This is a genomic window from Pseudoalteromonas sp. Ld19 (genome assembly GCF_045064135.1).
Taxonomy (GTDB): domain Bacteria; phylum Pseudomonadota; class Gammaproteobacteria; order Enterobacterales; family Alteromonadaceae; genus Pseudoalteromonas; species Pseudoalteromonas aliena.
The window spans coordinates 151,615-168,051 of the sequence record NZ_JBISHA010000024.1 but is presented as its reverse complement, the minus strand read 5'-3'; the positions used below and the strand labels follow the sequence as shown (position 1 = coordinate 168,051).

The 16,437-nt window shown below is 40.3% G+C and carries 18 protein-coding genes; 7 read left to right on the top strand and 11 right to left on the bottom strand.

Annotated features, from left to right (window positions below):
- The 8 genes from ACJJVZ_RS19570 to ACJJVZ_RS19535 form a co-directional block, all read right to left on the bottom strand.
- Nucleotides 1–357, bottom strand: coding sequence for a HopJ type III effector protein (locus tag ACJJVZ_RS19570; protein WP_405602920.1), 357 nt, complete (start codon nucleotides 355–357; stop codon nucleotides 1–3).
- Between the two features lie 22 nt (nucleotides 358–379).
- Nucleotides 380–1,474, bottom strand: coding sequence for a retroviral-like aspartic protease family protein (locus ACJJVZ_RS19565; protein WP_405602917.1), 1,095 nt, complete (start codon nucleotides 1,472–1,474; stop codon nucleotides 380–382).
- 9 nt (nucleotides 1,475–1,483) lie between these two features.
- The gene (locus tag ACJJVZ_RS19560) at nucleotides 1,484–2,194 is read right to left on the bottom strand and encodes an HAD-IA family hydrolase (protein ID WP_405602915.1); all 711 of its coding nucleotides are present in this window, start codon (nucleotides 2,192–2,194) and stop codon (nucleotides 1,484–1,486) included.
- 10 nt (nucleotides 2,195–2,204) lie between these two features.
- Entirely contained in the window at nucleotides 2,205–3,149 is a 945-nt protein-coding gene (locus tag ACJJVZ_RS19555; protein ID WP_405602913.1) for a tyrosine recombinase XerC, read from the bottom strand.
- Nucleotides 3,146–3,757, bottom strand: coding sequence for a DUF484 family protein (locus tag ACJJVZ_RS19550; protein ID WP_405602911.1), 612 nt, complete (start codon nucleotides 3,755–3,757; stop codon nucleotides 3,146–3,148). The genes ACJJVZ_RS19555 and ACJJVZ_RS19550 overlap by 4 nt, the downstream gene beginning before the upstream one ends.
- Nucleotides 3,754–4,584 carry a diaminopimelate epimerase gene (dapF, locus tag ACJJVZ_RS19545; protein WP_193155082.1) on the bottom strand — a complete coding sequence of 277 codons (831 nt, stop codon included), beginning with the start codon at nucleotides 4,582–4,584 and terminating at the stop codon, nucleotides 3,754–3,756. Before dapF ends, ACJJVZ_RS19550 begins: the two co-directional genes overlap by 4 nt.
- A 64-nt stretch (nucleotides 4,585–4,648) precedes the next feature.
- Complete coding sequence (lysA, locus tag ACJJVZ_RS19540; protein ID WP_405602909.1) at nucleotides 4,649–5,902, bottom strand: diaminopimelate decarboxylase; 1,254 nt, start codon at nucleotides 5,900–5,902, stop codon at nucleotides 4,649–4,651.
- Nucleotides 5,903–6,097, bottom strand: coding sequence for a lipoprotein (locus tag ACJJVZ_RS19535; protein WP_405602906.1), 195 nt, complete (start codon nucleotides 6,095–6,097; stop codon nucleotides 5,903–5,905). It lies immediately after the preceding gene.
- A 168-nt stretch (nucleotides 6,098–6,265) separates the two neighbouring features.
- Between ACJJVZ_RS19535 and cyaY the strand changes: the two genes are divergently transcribed.
- The 7 genes from cyaY to add all read left to right on the top strand — a co-directional run bounded on the left by cyaY (nucleotide 6,266) and on the right by add (nucleotide 13,490).
- Nucleotides 6,266–6,589, top strand: coding sequence for an iron donor protein CyaY (cyaY, locus tag ACJJVZ_RS19530; RefSeq protein ID WP_002960979.1), 324 nt, complete (start codon nucleotides 6,266–6,268; stop codon nucleotides 6,587–6,589).
- Nucleotides 6,586–7,242, top strand: coding sequence for an alpha/beta hydrolase (locus ACJJVZ_RS19525; protein ID WP_182702310.1), 657 nt, complete (start codon nucleotides 6,586–6,588; stop codon nucleotides 7,240–7,242). Before cyaY ends, ACJJVZ_RS19525 begins: the two co-directional genes overlap by 4 nt.
- A gap of 22 nt (nucleotides 7,243–7,264) precedes the next feature.
- Nucleotides 7,265–8,239, top strand: coding sequence for a DUF2914 domain-containing protein (locus ACJJVZ_RS19520; RefSeq protein ID WP_405602903.1), 975 nt, complete (start codon nucleotides 7,265–7,267; stop codon nucleotides 8,237–8,239).
- Between the two features lie 35 nt (nucleotides 8,240–8,274).
- Nucleotides 8,275–9,213 (top strand): hydroxymethylbilane synthase, encoded by a 939-nt coding sequence (gene hemC, locus ACJJVZ_RS19515; RefSeq protein WP_405602901.1) that lies wholly within the window; start codon nucleotides 8,275–8,277, stop codon nucleotides 9,211–9,213.
- Complete coding sequence (locus ACJJVZ_RS19510) at nucleotides 9,213–11,054, top strand: uroporphyrinogen-III C-methyltransferase (protein WP_405602899.1); 1,842 nt, start codon at nucleotides 9,213–9,215, stop codon at nucleotides 11,052–11,054. The genes hemC and ACJJVZ_RS19510 overlap by 1 nt, the downstream gene beginning before the upstream one ends.
- Complete coding sequence (locus tag ACJJVZ_RS19505) at nucleotides 11,051–12,160, top strand: heme biosynthesis HemY N-terminal domain-containing protein (protein ID WP_405602896.1); 1,110 nt, start codon at nucleotides 11,051–11,053, stop codon at nucleotides 12,158–12,160. Before ACJJVZ_RS19510 ends, ACJJVZ_RS19505 begins: the two co-directional genes overlap by 4 nt.
- A gap of 328 nt (nucleotides 12,161–12,488) precedes the next feature.
- Nucleotides 12,489–13,490: an adenosine deaminase gene (add, locus tag ACJJVZ_RS19500; RefSeq protein WP_193155088.1), complete on the top strand. Its 1,002-nt coding sequence runs from the start codon at nucleotides 12,489–12,491 to the stop codon at nucleotides 13,488–13,490.
- A gap of 59 nt (nucleotides 13,491–13,549) precedes the next feature.
- Here add and ACJJVZ_RS19495 read toward each other — a convergent pair whose 3' ends face one another.
- From ACJJVZ_RS19495 to ubiD, 3 genes are all read right to left on the bottom strand, one after another.
- Nucleotides 13,550–13,960, bottom strand: coding sequence for a CBS domain-containing protein (locus ACJJVZ_RS19495; protein ID WP_273046439.1), 411 nt, complete (start codon nucleotides 13,958–13,960; stop codon nucleotides 13,550–13,552).
- A 167-nt stretch (nucleotides 13,961–14,127) separates the two neighbouring features.
- Nucleotides 14,128–14,841: an NAD(P)H-flavin reductase gene (gene fre, locus ACJJVZ_RS19490; RefSeq protein ID WP_405602892.1), complete on the bottom strand. Its 714-nt coding sequence runs from the start codon at nucleotides 14,839–14,841 to the stop codon at nucleotides 14,128–14,130.
- Nucleotides 14,842–14,950: 109 nt separating this feature from the next.
- The gene (ubiD, locus tag ACJJVZ_RS19485) at nucleotides 14,951–16,417 is read right to left on the bottom strand and encodes a 4-hydroxy-3-polyprenylbenzoate decarboxylase (protein WP_193155092.1); all 1,467 of its coding nucleotides are present in this window, start codon (nucleotides 16,415–16,417) and stop codon (nucleotides 14,951–14,953) included.
- Nucleotides 16,418–16,437 lie beyond the last annotated feature (20 nt).

Here is a 16,437-nt window from a genome sequence, read left to right as displayed (position 1 = left end):
CTATTTTACTTTTAGTGACTTGCCTTCAAAGGTAATACCTAAAAAAGGTGTTACCTCTGGTGCTAACATAAAGGTGCGAATGTTCATGTGATCATCCCCTTTAGGGTTTTGCAGCACGTCGTCTCGGTAAAATTTACCAAAACAGTTTAAGGTATTTTTTTTGCTCAAATCATTTAATTTAGCGAATGCAAAAATTTTACACGACCCGTTGTTCTCACTTGCAGAGCTAAGCAAACCGTGGTTGTTAAAACCACATGCGGTAAAATGGTAATTCGCTTCAATCACCGCCATTGTATCGGTAAATTGAATGCTATTTGGATTTTCAGCAAGTGTTGCTAAGTAGTCATTTAATGTCATGTTATGTTCTTATATTTTATAATTATTTAGCGCTCAACTCTAGCTCATCTGTTTGCTGATTTATATTGAATTTAAATCTCGATAAAAAGTTCATCCCTAATAAACCTTGTCCACGTACATTTTCAATACCCAGTACTTCAAAGCCATAAATTATTTGTTCGCCCACTTTAAACGATTCAATTTGATAGCGCCTTACAACAATTTGACCGTTAGCTGTGTTTACCGTTACATCGCCTAAATACAAAGGCTGTGGCGAAATTTGATCAATAATATTTGTAGGTAGTGAGGTTACGCTTGCGCCTGTATCGATCATTAGTTCAGTGGATAAATTACTATTTATTTCGGTGGTTATTAAATAGTGCGCGCCGTAAGGGGCCAGGGTTACGTAGTCGCTAGGTGACAGTGATTTATCAATCATGGTATGTAGTGTTTGCACTTGTGTTTTTAAGTTGTGCTGGCTGGGCATTCGATCAAGTGTTGCTTGTGCGCTAATTAAATCGCCTTGCTGATAGTAGGCATACGCAAGTGGATATAAAAATTGTGCGTTATCGCTTTTATAATCGAGCCAAATTTGTGTGTTTTCAATAATAGCTTGCCAGTTTTTTTGCTCTGTTAATGCGTTTAATTCGTTTTGGGTGAGCGTATTTAAGCGTGTATTTGCGTTGTTTTTCTGATCAGCAGATAGCAGCGGGAACAATTCAAATAAAGCAATAATGGCGTTTTGTGTTTGCTCGCTATTAATTAAATACTCCACCTGAAAGTTAAGTAATTCTACGTTATAAGGGCTTTTATTTAATAACGTATTGATAAGTGATTCGCTGAGTAATAAATCGCTATTTAGCCATATTTTAAGTTGTACAAGCCACGATGAATAAAGGTTTTTTGCACTTTCTGGATTGCTGTTTTTGAGTTGTTGATAGCTATTTAGTGCTGCATTAAATTGGTGTTGCTTAAATTGTGATTTGGCGATACTTAGCAGTGAATTTTGTTGCTTTGGTGATGTGTTTTTTACAATTTTTTGGGTTTTAATAGGCGCTTTTTTCGGCCACAGTAAATAAGCGTTAAGGCTAAGTGAGCCAATTAATAGCAAGGTGATTAGCTTGGTATAGTGGCTCATTTTAACCTCTTATTTTTTAATTAAATGCGTTAAAGCGTGAATATCGGCTATTTCTATATCAGCCAGGCCTTTATAAGCATAATTAGCCGTTTGGTTGTTCAACCAAACCGATTGGCAACCTGCATTATTAGCACCTTGTACATCGCTATCAAGGCTATCACCTATGTGTAAAATAGCGTTTTTATTAACAGCTAAGTGCTCCGCTGCTTGGTCAAATAACGTGCTGTGCGGCTTTGCTTTCCCATGTAAACCAGCTTGTAACACGAGGGCAAACTTGTTATTTAAATTAAAACGCTCTACTTCTGCATTACCGTTGGTAATTGCGATTAATGTATATTGCTTACTTAAATTATCGAGCAGGGCAAGTATGTCATCGCTCACTGTAATATTGCTACGTGCATCAGCAAAAGCATTATAAGCGCCTTTTGCATGATGCTCCATGTCGCTTTGGTTAAACCCAAGCTTTGATAGTGCTAAGCGCAGTGTTTGTTTTCGCCATTGTGTTACATCGTCAACAAGGGCTGGTTGTTGTTGCGCAGCAAGTTCTCGGCAATATTGCCAATACTGTGGGCCTTTTTCTTGATAGCCAGCGAGTTTGTTTAGGTAGTCGGCTTGTGCTTTCACTGCGGCTTTAATAATAGGGCGGTTATCGTAAAGGGTATCGTCTAGGTCAAAACTAAGTACAGAAAATGGCTTAATAGCACGATTAAAGCGGATCATATTTATTTTCCTAATCGGTTTGTTTTTTTGCTCGTGGGTGCGTGTTGTCGTACACCTTGGCTAAATGCTGAAAATCTAAATGTGTATACACTTGGGTAGCCGATAGACTACTGTGCCCCAATAATTCTTGCACAGCACGTAAATCCCCCGACGACTCTAGAATATGCGAAGCAAATGAGTGGCGTAATTTGTGCGGATGAACCTGTGAGCTAATGCCTTGTTTTATTCCCCACTCTTGCATGCGTAAGCGAACTTGGCGAACCGAAATACGATTTTTTTGGCTACTTAAAAATACCGCTATTTCGTCAGGTTTTGCATATTGAGGGCGTATAATTAACCATTTTTGCAATGCGTCTAACGCTTTTTTTCCTACTGGAATTAACCGCTCTTTATTGCCTTTACCACAGACCAAAATTTCGCCATTAGCAGTGCTAATATCGCGTATGTTAGCACCAACTAACTCGCTAATGCGCAACCCAGATGAGTACATAAGTTCCATCATTGCTTTATCTCTGATCGCAAGAGGTTCGTCACTGGGGATTTCGAGTAAGCGTGCCATCTGATCTACATCGAGATTTTTAGGTAAAGGCTTTGCAAACTTAGGGCCTTTTATACCTACTGCAGGGTTATGGTAATGGGGTTGCTCTGCAATGTTTTTCGCTTTTAAAAACTTATATAAACTGCGAATACAGCTGAGCTTTAAGCTAATAGTCCGCCCACTTAATTGCTTTGAACGTAGCGCCATACTGTAGCGGCGAATATGCTCGCCCTGAACGCTAAACCAATCGTCGCATAACTTATTAAAATAAAGCGCTGCAAAGCTAAGTTGGCTTACATATTGATTTACGGTGTGTGCTGAATATTGTTTTTCAAATTTTAAATAATCGCTAAATAAAGCAATAGGTGTACGCCAACGGTCACTCAATTCGCTCGTGTTGGGCGCGTCGTCATTCATGCAAGTTCCAGCAGCCGTAATTGTAACGAACGTACAAAGTCGAGTACAAATAAGTTGTCTTGTTCGGGCGCAAAGTGGTTTGCGTTATTGCTACCAAAAGCCAAAATTGCGGTTGGTTTTTTTATATCACCAATTAAATAAATGGCAACGGACTGAGTAGTCTCGCTAAACAGTAAATCACGTTCTTGCTGGTGAATGCGCCCCAAATAATAGTTTGCATTAGACAAACGGTGTTTAACCAGTTCATCATATTTGGCGGCGTATTTTATTAGTCTGCAATCGTCAATATCAGGGTTAGTACAAATAATATTTTGTAAGTTACTGGCGAGCGTATTGAAGTCGTAATTACTCCAAAGTTGACGGTGACATTGAGTAAATAAACGATACACCAGCTCGTTTTGAGTAGCGTGTTTACTCATAGTGTCTATTTGATTTTTTAAACGCGAGTTGTGCTCGCGTAACTGTCGTTGCTGAATATGTACCAGCGACGTTGTTCCTTGAGTTTGCTGTTGTAACTCAAGTTGGGCAAGTAGCTCAGGATGCTGAATTAAAAATTCAGGGTGTTGTTGCAAATAATCAATAACCTGCTTTTTACTTAGCTCGCTCATAGGGCTACTTGTCCGTCGAATACGTGCTCTGCGGGGCCTGTCATACGTACTGGATGGCCTTCGCCACTCCAACGAACTTGTAAACTACCACCAGGTAAATCGACCTGAACGGCACTCGATAGCTTATTCTGCATATGACCAATGACCATTGCTGCACAGGCGCCGGTGCCACAAGCGAGTGTTTCGTTAACACCGCGCTCCCATACTCTTAATTTAATATGTTCTTGCGATACAACTTGCATAAAGCCAATGTTAGCGCGTTGCGGAAAGCGTTCGTGATTTTCCAGCAGCGGACCCAATATATCCACTTGCGCAGTAGTGATATCGTCAACTTCTAGTACACAATGTGGGTTACCCATAGAGACTGCGCCACTAAATACGGTGTGCTCTTGTGCTCTAATAATATAAGTGAGTTCGCGTTTACTGGCTTTGAGCGGTATTTTGCTTGGCTCAAAATTAGGGTGACCCATATTTACGGTTACTTGGCCGTCTTTTTCGATATACAGGGTTAAGTTGCCTGATTTAGTTGAGACACTAATTTTGTGTTTGTTAGTAAGGCCTTTCATACGTACAAAGCGAGCAAAACAGCGTGCGCCGTTACCACATTGCTCAACCTCAGTACCATCGGCATTAAAAATTCGATAATGAAAGTCGAGATCAGGCGAATATGGCGCTTCAACCATCAGCAATTGGTCAAAGCCAATGCCAAAATGGCGATCTGCCAGTTTTTTTATTTGATCTCGCGACAAAAAAACATTTTGTGTAATGTTATCAATCACAACAAAGTCGTTGCCTAAGCCGTGCATTTTGGAAAAATTAACTAACATAGCGCTCTAATTCGGTTTTGCTCTGTGCTAATCATGCCACAGAGCAGCTAGTAGACAAAAACGTTTATGGTAAAATTTTCTCACCTTGATAAAGGCTTTCAATAGTTTCGCGTTCGCGAATAAGATGATGATGCTCGCCATCTACCATTATTTCTGCGGCACGCGGGCGCGAGTTGTAGTTTGAGCTCATGGTAAAGCCATATGCACCTGCACTTCGTTGTGCGAGTAAATCGCCTTGTTTAAGCGCAAGTTCGCGATCTTTTCCTAAAAAGTCGCCCGTTTCGCACACCGGACCCACAATATCAAAATTGTGAGTAGGTGTTTCGTCGTCGCGAACGGATACCGGAATAATTTTTTGCCACGCTTGATAAAGTGCAGGGCGCAGCATGTCGTTCATACCTGCATCGACAATAGCAAAAAATTTGTCTTGGTTTTGTTTAATAAATTCAACTTGAGTCACTAAAATACCAGCGTTCGCAGCAATAGCGCGTCCTGGTTCAAAAATAAGTTCAAGGTGTTTATAGTTTGCTAAGCGCTCGGTAACTTGCGCTGCATATTCACTTGGGTGTGGTGGTTGCTCGTTGTTATATGGCACGCCTAGACCGCCACCAATATCTAAGTGCGTTAGCTCAATACCGTTGGTTTTTAGCTCATCAATAAGCGCCATTAATTTATCAAGGGCTTCTAAAAATGGTCTAACTTCAGTCAATTGCGAACCAATATGGCAATCAACACCAATAATTTTTAAACTAGGTAAAGCCGCTGCTTGTTGATAAACACTTACTGCAGTTTGAATATCAATGCCAAACTTATTTTCTTTTAAACCGGTAGAAATATACGGATGTGTTTTTGCATCGATATCGGGATTGACGCGAATAGAAATAGGCGCTTCTAAATTAAGTTCGCAAGCCACTTCAGAGATACGCTCAAGTTCAGAGACAGATTCTACATTAAAACATTTAATCCCCAACTTTAATGCATACGCTATTTCATCAGATGTTTTAGCAACGCCTGAAAAAACCACTTTAGAAGCGTCTCCACCTGCTTTAATAACTCGCGCAAGTTCGCCTTTAGAAACAATATCGAAACCCGATCCTAAGCGCGCCAATATATTAAGCACGGCAATATTAGAGTTTGCTTTTACTGCATAGCAGACCAAACTTTTATGGTTTTTAGTGGCGTTAGCAAATGCTAAATAATGGCGTTCAAAGGTCGCGCGTGAATACACATAACAGGGCGTACCGTACTGTTGTGCAATGCTTGCAATACTTACCTCTTCAGCAAACAGTTGATTGTTTTTATAGTTAAAAAAATCCATTTACTGCTCCTGTTTTACTTGTGCATTTACCTGCTCTTCGGCAATAGCGGGTTTAGCTATATCTTGGGGTTGATTTTGCTCTGTTTGTTGCTCTGGTAAATATAACGGACCGCTTTGTCCGCAGCCAGCTAAGGCGCTTAACAGTACAGTGCTTATTAATAGTTTTTTTAATTGTAAGGTATGTGTCGCTTTCATTAGATTAATACGGTTGCTGGCTTTATAATCGCAGAGTAACAGAATATCTAAAAAATGCAGCTATTCGCGGATGATTTTATTCCTGTTACACTAGCTGCACATTTTTAAAGCTAATTCAAAGCTAAAACGTACCCAATATTAGGCGGCTCGCCTGCAAAGGAAATAACAATGACTGAACACGAATATCACCAATTAGCCGAAGCTCTTATGTTCACTATTGAAGAGCAGGTTGATGATTGCGAAGCTGATTTGGATTATGAATCGGCACAAGGTATTTTAGAAATTATTTTTCCTGACAAAAGTAAAATAGTGATCAACAAACAAGCACCTCTTCATCAAGTATGGGTTGCAACTAAGTTTAACGGTCATCATTTTGAAATGCGCGATGGGCTATGGATTGATAACCGATCTGGTGCTGAGTTTTGGGCATTTATTAATGAAGCCTCAACGCGCCAAGCTGGCCAAGAAGTTAAATGGCAGTCATCACTATGAGTTTAGAATTTGTAGAATACCCAGCCCAAGGTGAACACAAAGCGACCGTTATTTGGTTACATGGTTTAGGTGATTCAGGTGATGGTTTTGCACCTGTTGCACCGCAGTTAAATTTACCGAGTGAACTAGGTATACGGTTTGTTTTTCCGCATGCGCCAGTGCAACCGGTCACCATAAATGGTGGCATGGAAATGCGTTCTTGGTACGACATTAAATCTATAGAGTTAGATAAACGTGCCGATGAACAGGGCGTGAGAGACTCGGCTGCGAAAGTAGAAGCGTTAATCAATCAAGAAATTGCTAACGGCATACCGGCTAATAAAATTATTTTAGCTGGCTTTTCTCAAGGGGGGGTTGTGTCGCTACATTTAGCGCCGCGTTTTGAGCAAAAGCTTGGCGGTGTTATGGCGCTGTCTACTTATATGTGTGTGCCGCAAAAATTTACTGACGAAGCAAAGCATACTGATTTAAATGTATTTATGGCGCATGGTAGCCAAGATAACGTAGTACCGCATAGTGCGGGCAGAAGTGCGTTTGAAGTATTAACAGCACATAACTTGGATGTAAGCTGGCAAGAATACCCAATGGCTCATCAAGTTTGCGCAGAAGAACTGCAAGCTATCCGCCAATGGTTAATTGCTCGTTTAAGTTAATTTTGCAACCGCTGAGGTCAATATGAGTCAAAAAATAGTTATTAAAGCAAATGTTAAACGCGAACTACAAGAGAGCGTACCAACGGTAAGCTACGAGTGGAATTGGCGTCGTATTGTGAGTATTGCTATGTTGGTATTAATGACCTCTGCAGCTGTTGTGTATGGTTTAACAGCGTCTGTCAGTGCAGAGCAAGGTGAGCATCCAAATGAGCAAGAGCACTTCTTAAGGTTTAGTAATAGCGCTACGAGCCAGACAAGCGATGAAGCAACAGGTGTTGAGCCTAAGCAACTAAAAAATATCCCTGAAGAGTCTGTAGAGATAACACAGATGAGTATTGAACCGTTATTAGCTTTGCAAAATGAAAATCAAAAAAACATTTCAAGTAATACACCTAGCGAAGTCGATTTTGTAAACAATGATACGATTTTATTAGTTAACAACGAAATTGTGACTGATCAAAGCGAAAGCATTAATACAGAGTTAAACTCAAATCTTGATAATGAAGTGCAACAAGAAACCGCAGGAGCTCAAAATACAACAGAGCCTGCTAATCAGAGTAACTTACTCTTAGAGTTAGAAAAAGATGATGGTGCATTGAGTGGCACTGAAGGTTTTTCGCCTACAGCTCAGGTTGCAAGTGTCGCATTGGGCGCACAAATTGATACGGATAAAATTAGCCGCGCGGTATTGACGCGTAAAGTAAGTAAGCGTGAGCCTACCAATGTATTTGCTGCTGATATTCGCTTGAGCCAGTTTGAGGATTCACTGTCATTTTTTAGTGAGTTAAAAGGTTTACAAGGGCAGCAGGTAAGGCATGTATGGACCTTTGAGGGCAGCGTTATGGCAGAAATTTCGCTTAATGTCACATCTACTCGTTATAGAACGTACTCAACAAAAAACATTATGGATACACAAGCAGGTCACTGGCGTGTAGACGTAGTTGACGAACAAGGTAATTTAATTGCCCAAAAAGAATTTAGAATTTTAGCTGACTAAATACAGCTAAACGCAGTAATTAATTGGATACCCTTATGACAGAAAAAACAAAATTAGTACGCATCGCAACTCGTAAAAGCGCTTTAGCACTTTGGCAAGCTGAGTTTGTAAAAGCACAACTAGAGCATTTTCATGCAGATGTGCGTGTTGAATTAGTGCCAATGTCGACACAAGGGGACATTATATTAGATACCCCTCTGGCTAAAATTGGCGGTAAAGGCTTGTTTGTTAAAGAGCTTGAACAAGCCATGTTAGATGGTCGTGCTGATATTGCGGTGCATTCTATGAAAGATGTACCCGTAGAGTTTCCAGAAGGATTAGCACTGCATACTATTTGTGAGCGTGAGGATCCGCGTGATGCGTTTGTATCAAATAATTTTGCTAATTTAAGCGAGTTACCACAGGGCGCTATTGTCGGTACTTCTAGTTTACGCCGTCAGTGCCAAATTAAAGCACTTCGCCCTGATTTAGATATTCGTGATTTGCGCGGTAATGTAAATACGCGTTTAGCTAAATTAGATGACGGCCAATACGATGCCATTATTTTAGCGGCTGCCGGGCTTATTCGTTTAGAAATGAAGGATCGTATTGCTGATTACATTGAGCCAGAAGTGTCGTTACCAGCAAATGGTCAAGGTGCTGTAGGTATTGAATGTCGTATCGATGACGAAGTAACAAAAGCATTACTTGCCCCACTTGAGCATACGCAGACACGTATTCGTGTGAATGCAGAACGTGCGATGAATCGTCACTTAGAAGGTGGTTGTCAAGTACCTATTGGTGCTTATGCATTAGTTGATGGCGAACAGGTACATTTACGCGGTTTAGTTGGCGCAATTGATGGTAGCGAAATTTTACGTGACGAAGTAACCGGTCATATAAATGACGCAGAAATATTAGGCATTGAGCTTGCTAAAAAATTACTTGCGCAAGGTGCAGATAAAATCTTAGCTGAAGTATATCGAGACGCGTAATGCCACATATTCTGATAACTCGGCCCGAAGGAAAAGGCGTATCTCTTTCCCAGCAACTTGAGCAAGCGGGTTATCAGGCGTCTTTATTCCCTGTATTAAAAATAGCTTATTTAACCCCTTCTAACACGCAGCTTAGTCCGTTAATAAATGCAGATAAAATTATTTTTATTTCGCAAGATGCGGTTAATGCTCTTGCACTATTAAAGCCAAATATAAATACAAAAGCGCAGTTTTATGCGGTAGGGCAGCAAACTGCCGACACAATATACGCGTTATTTGGTGTGCGAGCCGCGATACCTAAGCAGTATGATTCTGAAGGTTTGCTGGCGCTAAAGTCACTTGCTGAGGTTGATGGCAGTAATATAGTATTAGTTAAAGGGCAAGGTGGTCGCCCTGATATAGCTAAAGTGCTTAAAGAGCGTGGTGCATTTTTAAATAATTGCGTCGTATACAAACGAGAACCAGTGAGTGGGCTAGTTAATAGCTGGACAGACCACTGGCAAAGCAATAATGTACACGGTATAGTCATAACAAGTAATGCAGCAGTCGATGCCATTTTTACTCCCCTCGCTGCACCACAAAAACAATGGTTACAACAGTGTCAGTTTTATGTTGCCAGCGAGCGCATAGCCGCCTATTTACAACAGCAACAAGTAAGCTTGGCTAATATACATATTGCAGCAGGAGCTAGCGATGACGCTATGTTTGCCTGCATTAATCAGCAAGGTAGCACCATGAGCGAACAGTCAAAGTCGATAACGACAGAAAAAAACACACCAACAACAGCAAGCACGGCTTCAGCCAAGTCAACTAAGCAAGAGCCAGTCACTGCAAAAAATGCCGCAGACAGAAATAAACAAAAAGTGAGTAAGGTGGCAACACTTGCGCTGCTTGTTTCGCTTATTGTCGCTTCTGGTGTTGGATACGATTTTTATCAAAAATTAAATGCTGGTAAAGCGCAAAACCTAGCGGTTAATGACTTGAATGAGCAAAATAAGTTACTGACTCAAGAGCTGCAAGCACTTAAGTCAGCCCAATCTAATTTTCAACAAGCGTTGTTTAATAGCGAGAAAAAAATTGCCGCAGCGCTAAGTGAAAGTGCCGCTCAAAATCAGCAAGAACTAAAAGCAGCTTTGCAAAAAGCGCAGCAACAAAGCTCGTCTTTAAACCCACAAGAAGTAACCAGCTTACAACGTATGGCTGAGTTTAAGTTATGGGCTGAGAAAGATTACCAAGGCACCAGTGCAGTTTTAAAACGCTTAGACGCATTGCTTAGTGAACACCCAGGTACAGTTGAAGTTCGCCAAGCTATTATGCAAGACATACAAACACTTGATAGCCTTAAACCTGTTGCAACAGAGGCTATTTATTTACAGCTAAACAGTGTGCTAACAAGTATTGATGACTTAGTATTTAACGCCGTTAATTTACCTCAAGAAGCCGCTGTAATTGACGAAAATGCTTTAAGTGATAATGTGAGTGATTGGCAGCAAAATTTAAGCAATAGTTGGAATAAGATTGTTGATAGTTTCATCACTGTTCGTCAGCATGAGGGCGTTTCTATTGAGCCACTACTTACCGAACAAGAGCGCCATCTAATTAATCAGCGTATTAAACTTAATCTTACCCAAGCACAAGATGCACTAATGAGTAAGCAGGCAAGTATTTTCTTTAACGCTTTGAGCGAGGCAAAACGCTTAGTGGCTGAATACTTCAAACAAGGCGATGATGCAACTAAGTCAGTACTCAAAGCGTTATCAAATCTTGAAAAAGAGCAGCTTAACTTTAATCCAGAAGTAACACTGCAAAGTACACAAAAGGTTAAGGAGTGGGCGCAATGATAGGGTTAATTATATTAATTGTCGCTATTGTTGCTGTAATAGCGATTACCCCGTTTGCATTAGATGAAAAAGGCTACGTGCTTATTTCATTTAACAATACAACGATAGAGGGAACGATAGTTTCGTTTTGTATTATGGCGATAGTTACAGCTATTGTTTTATATTTAACATACAAGCTAATACGTTATTTGTTATCGATTTATCACAACACTAAACATGGCTTTTTTGCACGTAGCCAAGAGCGCAAACAAGCAGCTATTGAGCAGGCTTTGTGGAGTGCTATTAACGATGATTATGAGCATGTAGAGCAGGCTTTATCGGGCAATAGCGTACCAGATAAGTTTGACGATATTCGCTTAGCATTACTTGCCAAAGCAGCGCTTGCTAATAATCAAACAGATAAAGCACTTGAGCGTTTATTTGAAATAAGCCCAGAGCATCAATTAAAAGTAGCAAAGTTATGGTTGGCAAGTGGTGACAGCAGTGCGATTGAATCGCAAATGCGTGTGAGTGCTGAATCTAAAAAAGCGACTGCACTTGAGTTAAAACTGTATACCGAGGTGTTAGTGCAACAACAGCACTTTAGTGCTTTAGAAGAGTTTTTACCACGATTGCTACGCCAAAAAGTATTTTCAAGTGAGCAATGGACGCGTGTTTTTAGTGCTTACTTTTCGGCTCAGCCAGTTGATAAAATTACGAGTAAATATAAACAACTACCTAAAAAGCTACAAGTCTACGCACACACAGCTTATTTGGCGACAATGGCTTCGGCAGGTCAACTTATTGAGGTTGAGGGCGATTTAATTAAAATGGTTAAACATAATGACCAACACGAACAACTTGCTTTTATATTAAACGGTGCAACTAATGGCAATGCAATTAAGTTGCAAACAAGTATTCAGGAACGCCTTAAAAAAGATGACAATAATAATGCATTATTGTTAGGGCTTGCTTGTCTTGCCAATGCACAAGGTGATTACGATCTTGCTGCCAGAGTGTTTGATAAAGCGCTAAATCCAGAGAATAAAAAGCAATTCTCCCAACAAGCAGCATTAAGCTATAAAAACAGTGCACAAGCAGAAAAGGCGCTCGTTTTGTATCAATAAATAGCTACATAGTGTTTTTGTAGTTTGGAAGCACAAGCAGTGAAAAGCTTTTATTATTAATTTCTAGCTTAGCTTGTGCTTATTTCTTTACTGGATATTTTAGTAACCCTCTTCTTGCTATAAATAGTTATGCTATTTCTGCATGGTCGCCCTCGGTAGGTTTTTAATTTTGGGGCATAGGGCATCACTTGTCTAATCGATAAGTTGCGTTATTTTTGCATAAAAAGCAGACATATGACCGCTTAAGTTTACTGCAAACCATATAAACTTGAAAAATAACACTATCTGCGTATCATGCGCGCAAATTTAACTAAACTGGGTTGCTATTATGATAAATAGAAAATTACCTTTGCTAGATATTCACCGTCATTTAGACGGTAATGTACGTGCGCAAACCATATTAGAACTTGGTCGTCAGTTTAATATAGAGCTACCAGCAGATACCGTTGAGGCACTCATTCCTCATGTTCAAGTTATTGACCCCGAGCCAAACCTTATGGCTTTTTTACAAAAATTAGATTGGGGTGTCACCGTACTTGGCGATTATGATGCATGCAGACGTATTGCAATTGAAAACATTGAGGACGCACAAGCTCAAGGCCTTGATTACGTTGAGCTTCGGTTTAGCCCTTATTATATGGCGCAAAGCCAAGGTTTACATCCTGAAGGGGTTGTAGAGGCGGTTGTTGATGGTATTAAATCAGCAACAAAGGGCGTGAATATAAAAGCTAACTTGATTGGTATTTTGTCACGAACTTATGGCGTGAAAACGTGTCAAAAAGAGCTTGATGCATTACTCGCATTTAAAAATGATTTAGTCGCTGTTGATTTAGCCGGTGACGAAATTGGTTTTCCGGGTGAGCTATTTGTAGAACACTTTAAGCAAGTACGAAATGCGTATTTAGCATCGACTATTCATGCGGGTGAAGCGCTCGGTGCCCCAAGTATTTGGCAAGCAATTAATGAACTTGGTGCGAGCCGAATAGGGCATGGCGTTAAAGCAATTGAAGATCCAAAACTAATGGATTATTTACGCGATAACCGTATTGGTATTGAGTCGTGCTTAACAAGTAATATTCAAACCAGCACAGTAAACGATTTAGCTAAACACCCGCTTAAACAGTTTTTAGATCATGGTATTTTAGCGTGTATTAATACTGATGACCCTGCGGTTGAAGGAATTGAAATTGAATATGAGTATGTCGTTGCAGCGCCTAAGGCTGGCCTATCTCAAGTTGATATGGAAAAAGCGCAAGCAAATGCATTAGAAATAGCATTTTTAAGCGATAGCGACAAAAAAGAGCTTTCAGCACTCGTTAGCGCACGTTAATTTAAGAGTATTAAAAATGCCGCTTTATATAAGCGGCATTTTGTATCTGGAACTTAAATTTAGTGTGTTTGGCAGCTCATGTAGTTATCGTAAAGCGCTTTAAGTACATCAGCTCGGCTGATCATGCCGATTACTTTAATGCCATCTACAACAGGGTAATTTTTTGGTTTACCAGGCTGCATTTGCTCTGCAAGCTCAATAATATTGGTGTCGCCGCTAACAGTAACTACTTCTGTTTGCATCAGCTGTGAAACTTTAACCATACCATCACAAAAATAGCTGCTTTGTGTCAGTGGCTTTAAAAGCTCTTGCTCAGAAATAAACCCTACTAGGCATTTATCTTTATCAAACACTGGTGCACCAAGCAGTTTAAATTTTTGTAGTTCTGCTATGGCTGTGGTCATTTCTGTATCCGGTGTTATGTTTGGCAGCTTACGCTGCATAAAATCTTTTACTTGTGTATTTAGCATTTGGGTCTCTCCCGCTGATGTTCTATACAAAGTATGGTTTATAGATAGGAATTTAGGAAATTGTTTATATTGATGAGGTTGATAGGTTTTAACTATTAAATATTTGTTGTTATAAAAATAAAGGCACCGATCAAGTGCCTTTATTTATAACTGAAAGTTCATTTCAATTATTTGATAAACGCAAATGCATCGGCGTACATATTTTCGCGGATTGCACCATGTGCTAGAAAATCATCACGGACGATACCTATCATATCAAAGCGCCCAGCCATGTATATATCGTATGGTGCAAGGGATACGATATCTTGCATTACTGCTTTATGTACATAGCCAGTATGACCTTGCCAATTAGCAGATGGGTTTTCTACCACAGGAATAAACTCAAAGTTTTTGTGGCTATCGGCCCACGCTTGCATTTCTGCATGTGCGTATAATGCTGATTCTTCTTTTGCACCCCAGTAAAACAGCACAGGGCGGTCGCATTTAATTTCAGCTAAATGATCAGCCATTGATTTGGCGTATGAAAAACCAGTACCGCCAGCAAGCAAAATAATAGGACGCTTACATTGCAGGCGTAATTGCGAAATACCAAGTCCAGCCTCTATATCTACTAGCTGCTCGTTGCTATGCGCATTTCGTAAATGTTCTAGCGATTGCATTGCATAAGAGTCGGCACCAGATGCGCCAATATGCAGTTCTATTTCGTCACATTGCGAAGGGCGGCTAGCAATAGAAAAAGCACGCTTATCTTTTTCACCCAATACCAGTTGCATGTATTGGCCTGCTTCAAAGGTCACAGGTTGTTGTGGCTTTAAAATTACTTTATGAACAAATTCTGTAAGTGGGCTGATAGCTACAACTTCAGCTTTTAATGTTTGCATTTTTTACCTTTTAGCAGCGCTTTTAACAGCAGATACGCAATCGAATGACTCGATTCTAGCATATCTGCAGGGTTATTTTATAGCCTGTTATGTACTTACATATAAACACTTAAACAATATTAAGGCTTTCCCAAATATCATCTACGCGGTCTTTGGTGTCTTTATCCATAACAATAGGCTCGCCCCATTCGCGGGTGGTTTCGCCAGGCCATTTATTGGTAGCATCCATTCCCATTTTTGAACCAAGGCCAGAGACTGGCGATGCAAAATCGAGATAATCAATAGGTGTGTTTTCTATTAATGTTGTATCGCGAGCAGGATCCATTCGGGTTGTTATAGCCCAAATAACATCTTCCCAATCACGGGCATTAATATCGTCATCGCACACAATTACAAACTTGGTATACATAAACTGACGTAAGAACGACCAAACCCCCATCATCACGCGCTTGGCATGGCCAGGATATTGTTTTTTCATTGTTACAATCGCCATACGATATGAGCACCCTTCAGGCGGAAGGTAAAAGTCGACAATTTCAGGGAATTGCTTTTGTAGTATCGGCACAAACACTTCATTAAGTGCCACACCTAAAATAGCAGGCTCATCAGGCGGACGGCCAGTAAATGTGCTGTGATAAATAGGATCTTTACGATGCGTTAAGTGAGTGACCGTCATTACTGGAAAGTCATCTACTTCATTATAGTAACCGGTATGGTCACCATAAGGACCTTCTGGCGCCATTTCACCAGGCATTATGTAACCTTCAAGTACTATTTCAGCACTGGCAGGGACTTGTAGGTCATTTGAAATAGATTTTACAACTTCGGTTCTGCTACCACGTAATAAGCCAGCGAATGCATATTCGCTTAGAGTGTCAGGTACAGGCGTTACGGCACCTAATATAGTGGCCGGATCGGCACCTAGTGCTACCGATACAGGGTAAGGTTGCCCTGGGTTTTCTTTACACCATTCTTGAAAATCAAGCGCGCCACCACGATGTGACAACCAACGCATAATTATTTTATTTTTTCCTAATAATTGCTGGCGATAAATACCCAGATTTTGGCGTTTTTTATAGGGTCCTTTAGTGACCGTAAGGCCCCAAGTAATTAATGGCGCTGCATCACCTGGCCAGCAATGCTGAATAGGCAATTTAGTTAAATCTACATCGTCACCTTCTAAAATAACTTGTTGGCAAGGTGCTTTTTTTACTTCTTTTGCAGGCATATTAAGCACTTGCTTAAATATAGGTATAGCGCCCAGTGCTTCTTTAATACCTTTTGGCGGTTCAGGTTCTTTTAGAAAAGCGAGTAGTTTACCTACTTCACGTAGCTCGCTAACTTCTGTTTGGCCCATTCCCATTGCTACGCGTTTTGGTGTACCAAATAAGTTGGTAAGCACCGGCATATTGTAGCCTTTTGGATTTTCGAATAATAACGCAGGGCCTTTAGCACGTAATGTGCGATCAGATATTTCAGTCATTTCAAGATACGGGTCGATTTCTTGGGTGATGCGTTTAAGTTCGCCTTTTTTTTCAAGCAAATCGATAAAATCACGTAGATCTTTATATTTCATTGTGGGCCGCTATTAAGCAA

What these genes read in the sequence shown, in the direction of transcription:
- ACJJVZ_RS19520 (WP_405602903.1), top strand. Translation starts at nt 7,265, where the DNA reads ATGAGTCAAAAAATAGTTATTAAAGCAAATGTTAAACGCGAACTACAA.
- dapF (WP_193155082.1), bottom strand. Translation starts at nt 4,584, where the DNA reads ATGTTAGTTAATTTTTCCAAAATGCACGGCTTAGGCAACGACTTTGTT.
- ACJJVZ_RS19535 (WP_405602906.1), bottom strand. Translation starts at nt 6,097, where the DNA reads ATGAAAGCGACACATACCTTACAATTAAAAAAACTATTAATAAGCACT.
- fre (WP_405602892.1), bottom strand. Translation starts at nt 14,841, where the DNA reads ATGCAAACATTAAAAGCTGAAGTTGTAGCTATCAGCCCACTTACAGAA.
- cyaY (WP_002960979.1), top strand. Translation starts at nt 6,266, where the DNA reads ATGACTGAACACGAATATCACCAATTAGCCGAAGCTCTTATGTTCACT.
- ACJJVZ_RS19555 (WP_405602913.1), bottom strand. Translation starts at nt 3,149, where the DNA reads ATGAATGACGACGCGCCCAACACGAGCGAATTGAGTGACCGTTGGCGT.
- ACJJVZ_RS19505 (WP_405602896.1), top strand. Translation starts at nt 11,051, where the DNA reads ATGATAGGGTTAATTATATTAATTGTCGCTATTGTTGCTGTAATAGCG.
- ACJJVZ_RS19565 (WP_405602917.1), bottom strand. Translation starts at nt 1,474, where the DNA reads ATGAGCCACTATACCAAGCTAATCACCTTGCTATTAATTGGCTCACTT.
- ACJJVZ_RS19495 (WP_273046439.1), bottom strand. Translation starts at nt 13,960, where the DNA reads ATGCTAAATACACAAGTAAAAGATTTTATGCAGCGTAAGCTGCCAAAC.
- ACJJVZ_RS19510 (WP_405602899.1), top strand. Translation starts at nt 9,213, where the DNA reads ATGCCACATATTCTGATAACTCGGCCCGAAGGAAAAGGCGTATCTCTT.
- lysA (WP_405602909.1), bottom strand. Translation starts at nt 5,902, where the DNA reads ATGGATTTTTTTAACTATAAAAACAATCAACTGTTTGCTGAAGAGGTA.
- ACJJVZ_RS19550 (WP_405602911.1), bottom strand. Translation starts at nt 3,757, where the DNA reads ATGAGCGAGCTAAGTAAAAAGCAGGTTATTGATTATTTGCAACAACAC.
- add (WP_193155088.1), top strand. Translation starts at nt 12,489, where the DNA reads ATGATAAATAGAAAATTACCTTTGCTAGATATTCACCGTCATTTAGAC.
- hemC (WP_405602901.1), top strand. Translation starts at nt 8,275, where the DNA reads ATGACAGAAAAAACAAAATTAGTACGCATCGCAACTCGTAAAAGCGCT.
- ACJJVZ_RS19570 (WP_405602920.1), bottom strand. Translation starts at nt 357, where the DNA reads ATGACATTAAATGACTACTTAGCAACACTTGCTGAAAATCCAAATAGC.
- ubiD (WP_193155092.1), bottom strand. Translation starts at nt 16,417, where the DNA reads ATGAAATATAAAGATCTACGTGATTTTATCGATTTGCTTGAAAAAAAA.
- ACJJVZ_RS19560 (WP_405602915.1), bottom strand. Translation starts at nt 2,194, where the DNA reads ATGATCCGCTTTAATCGTGCTATTAAGCCATTTTCTGTACTTAGTTTT.
- ACJJVZ_RS19525 (WP_182702310.1), top strand. Translation starts at nt 6,586, where the DNA reads ATGAGTTTAGAATTTGTAGAATACCCAGCCCAAGGTGAACACAAAGCG.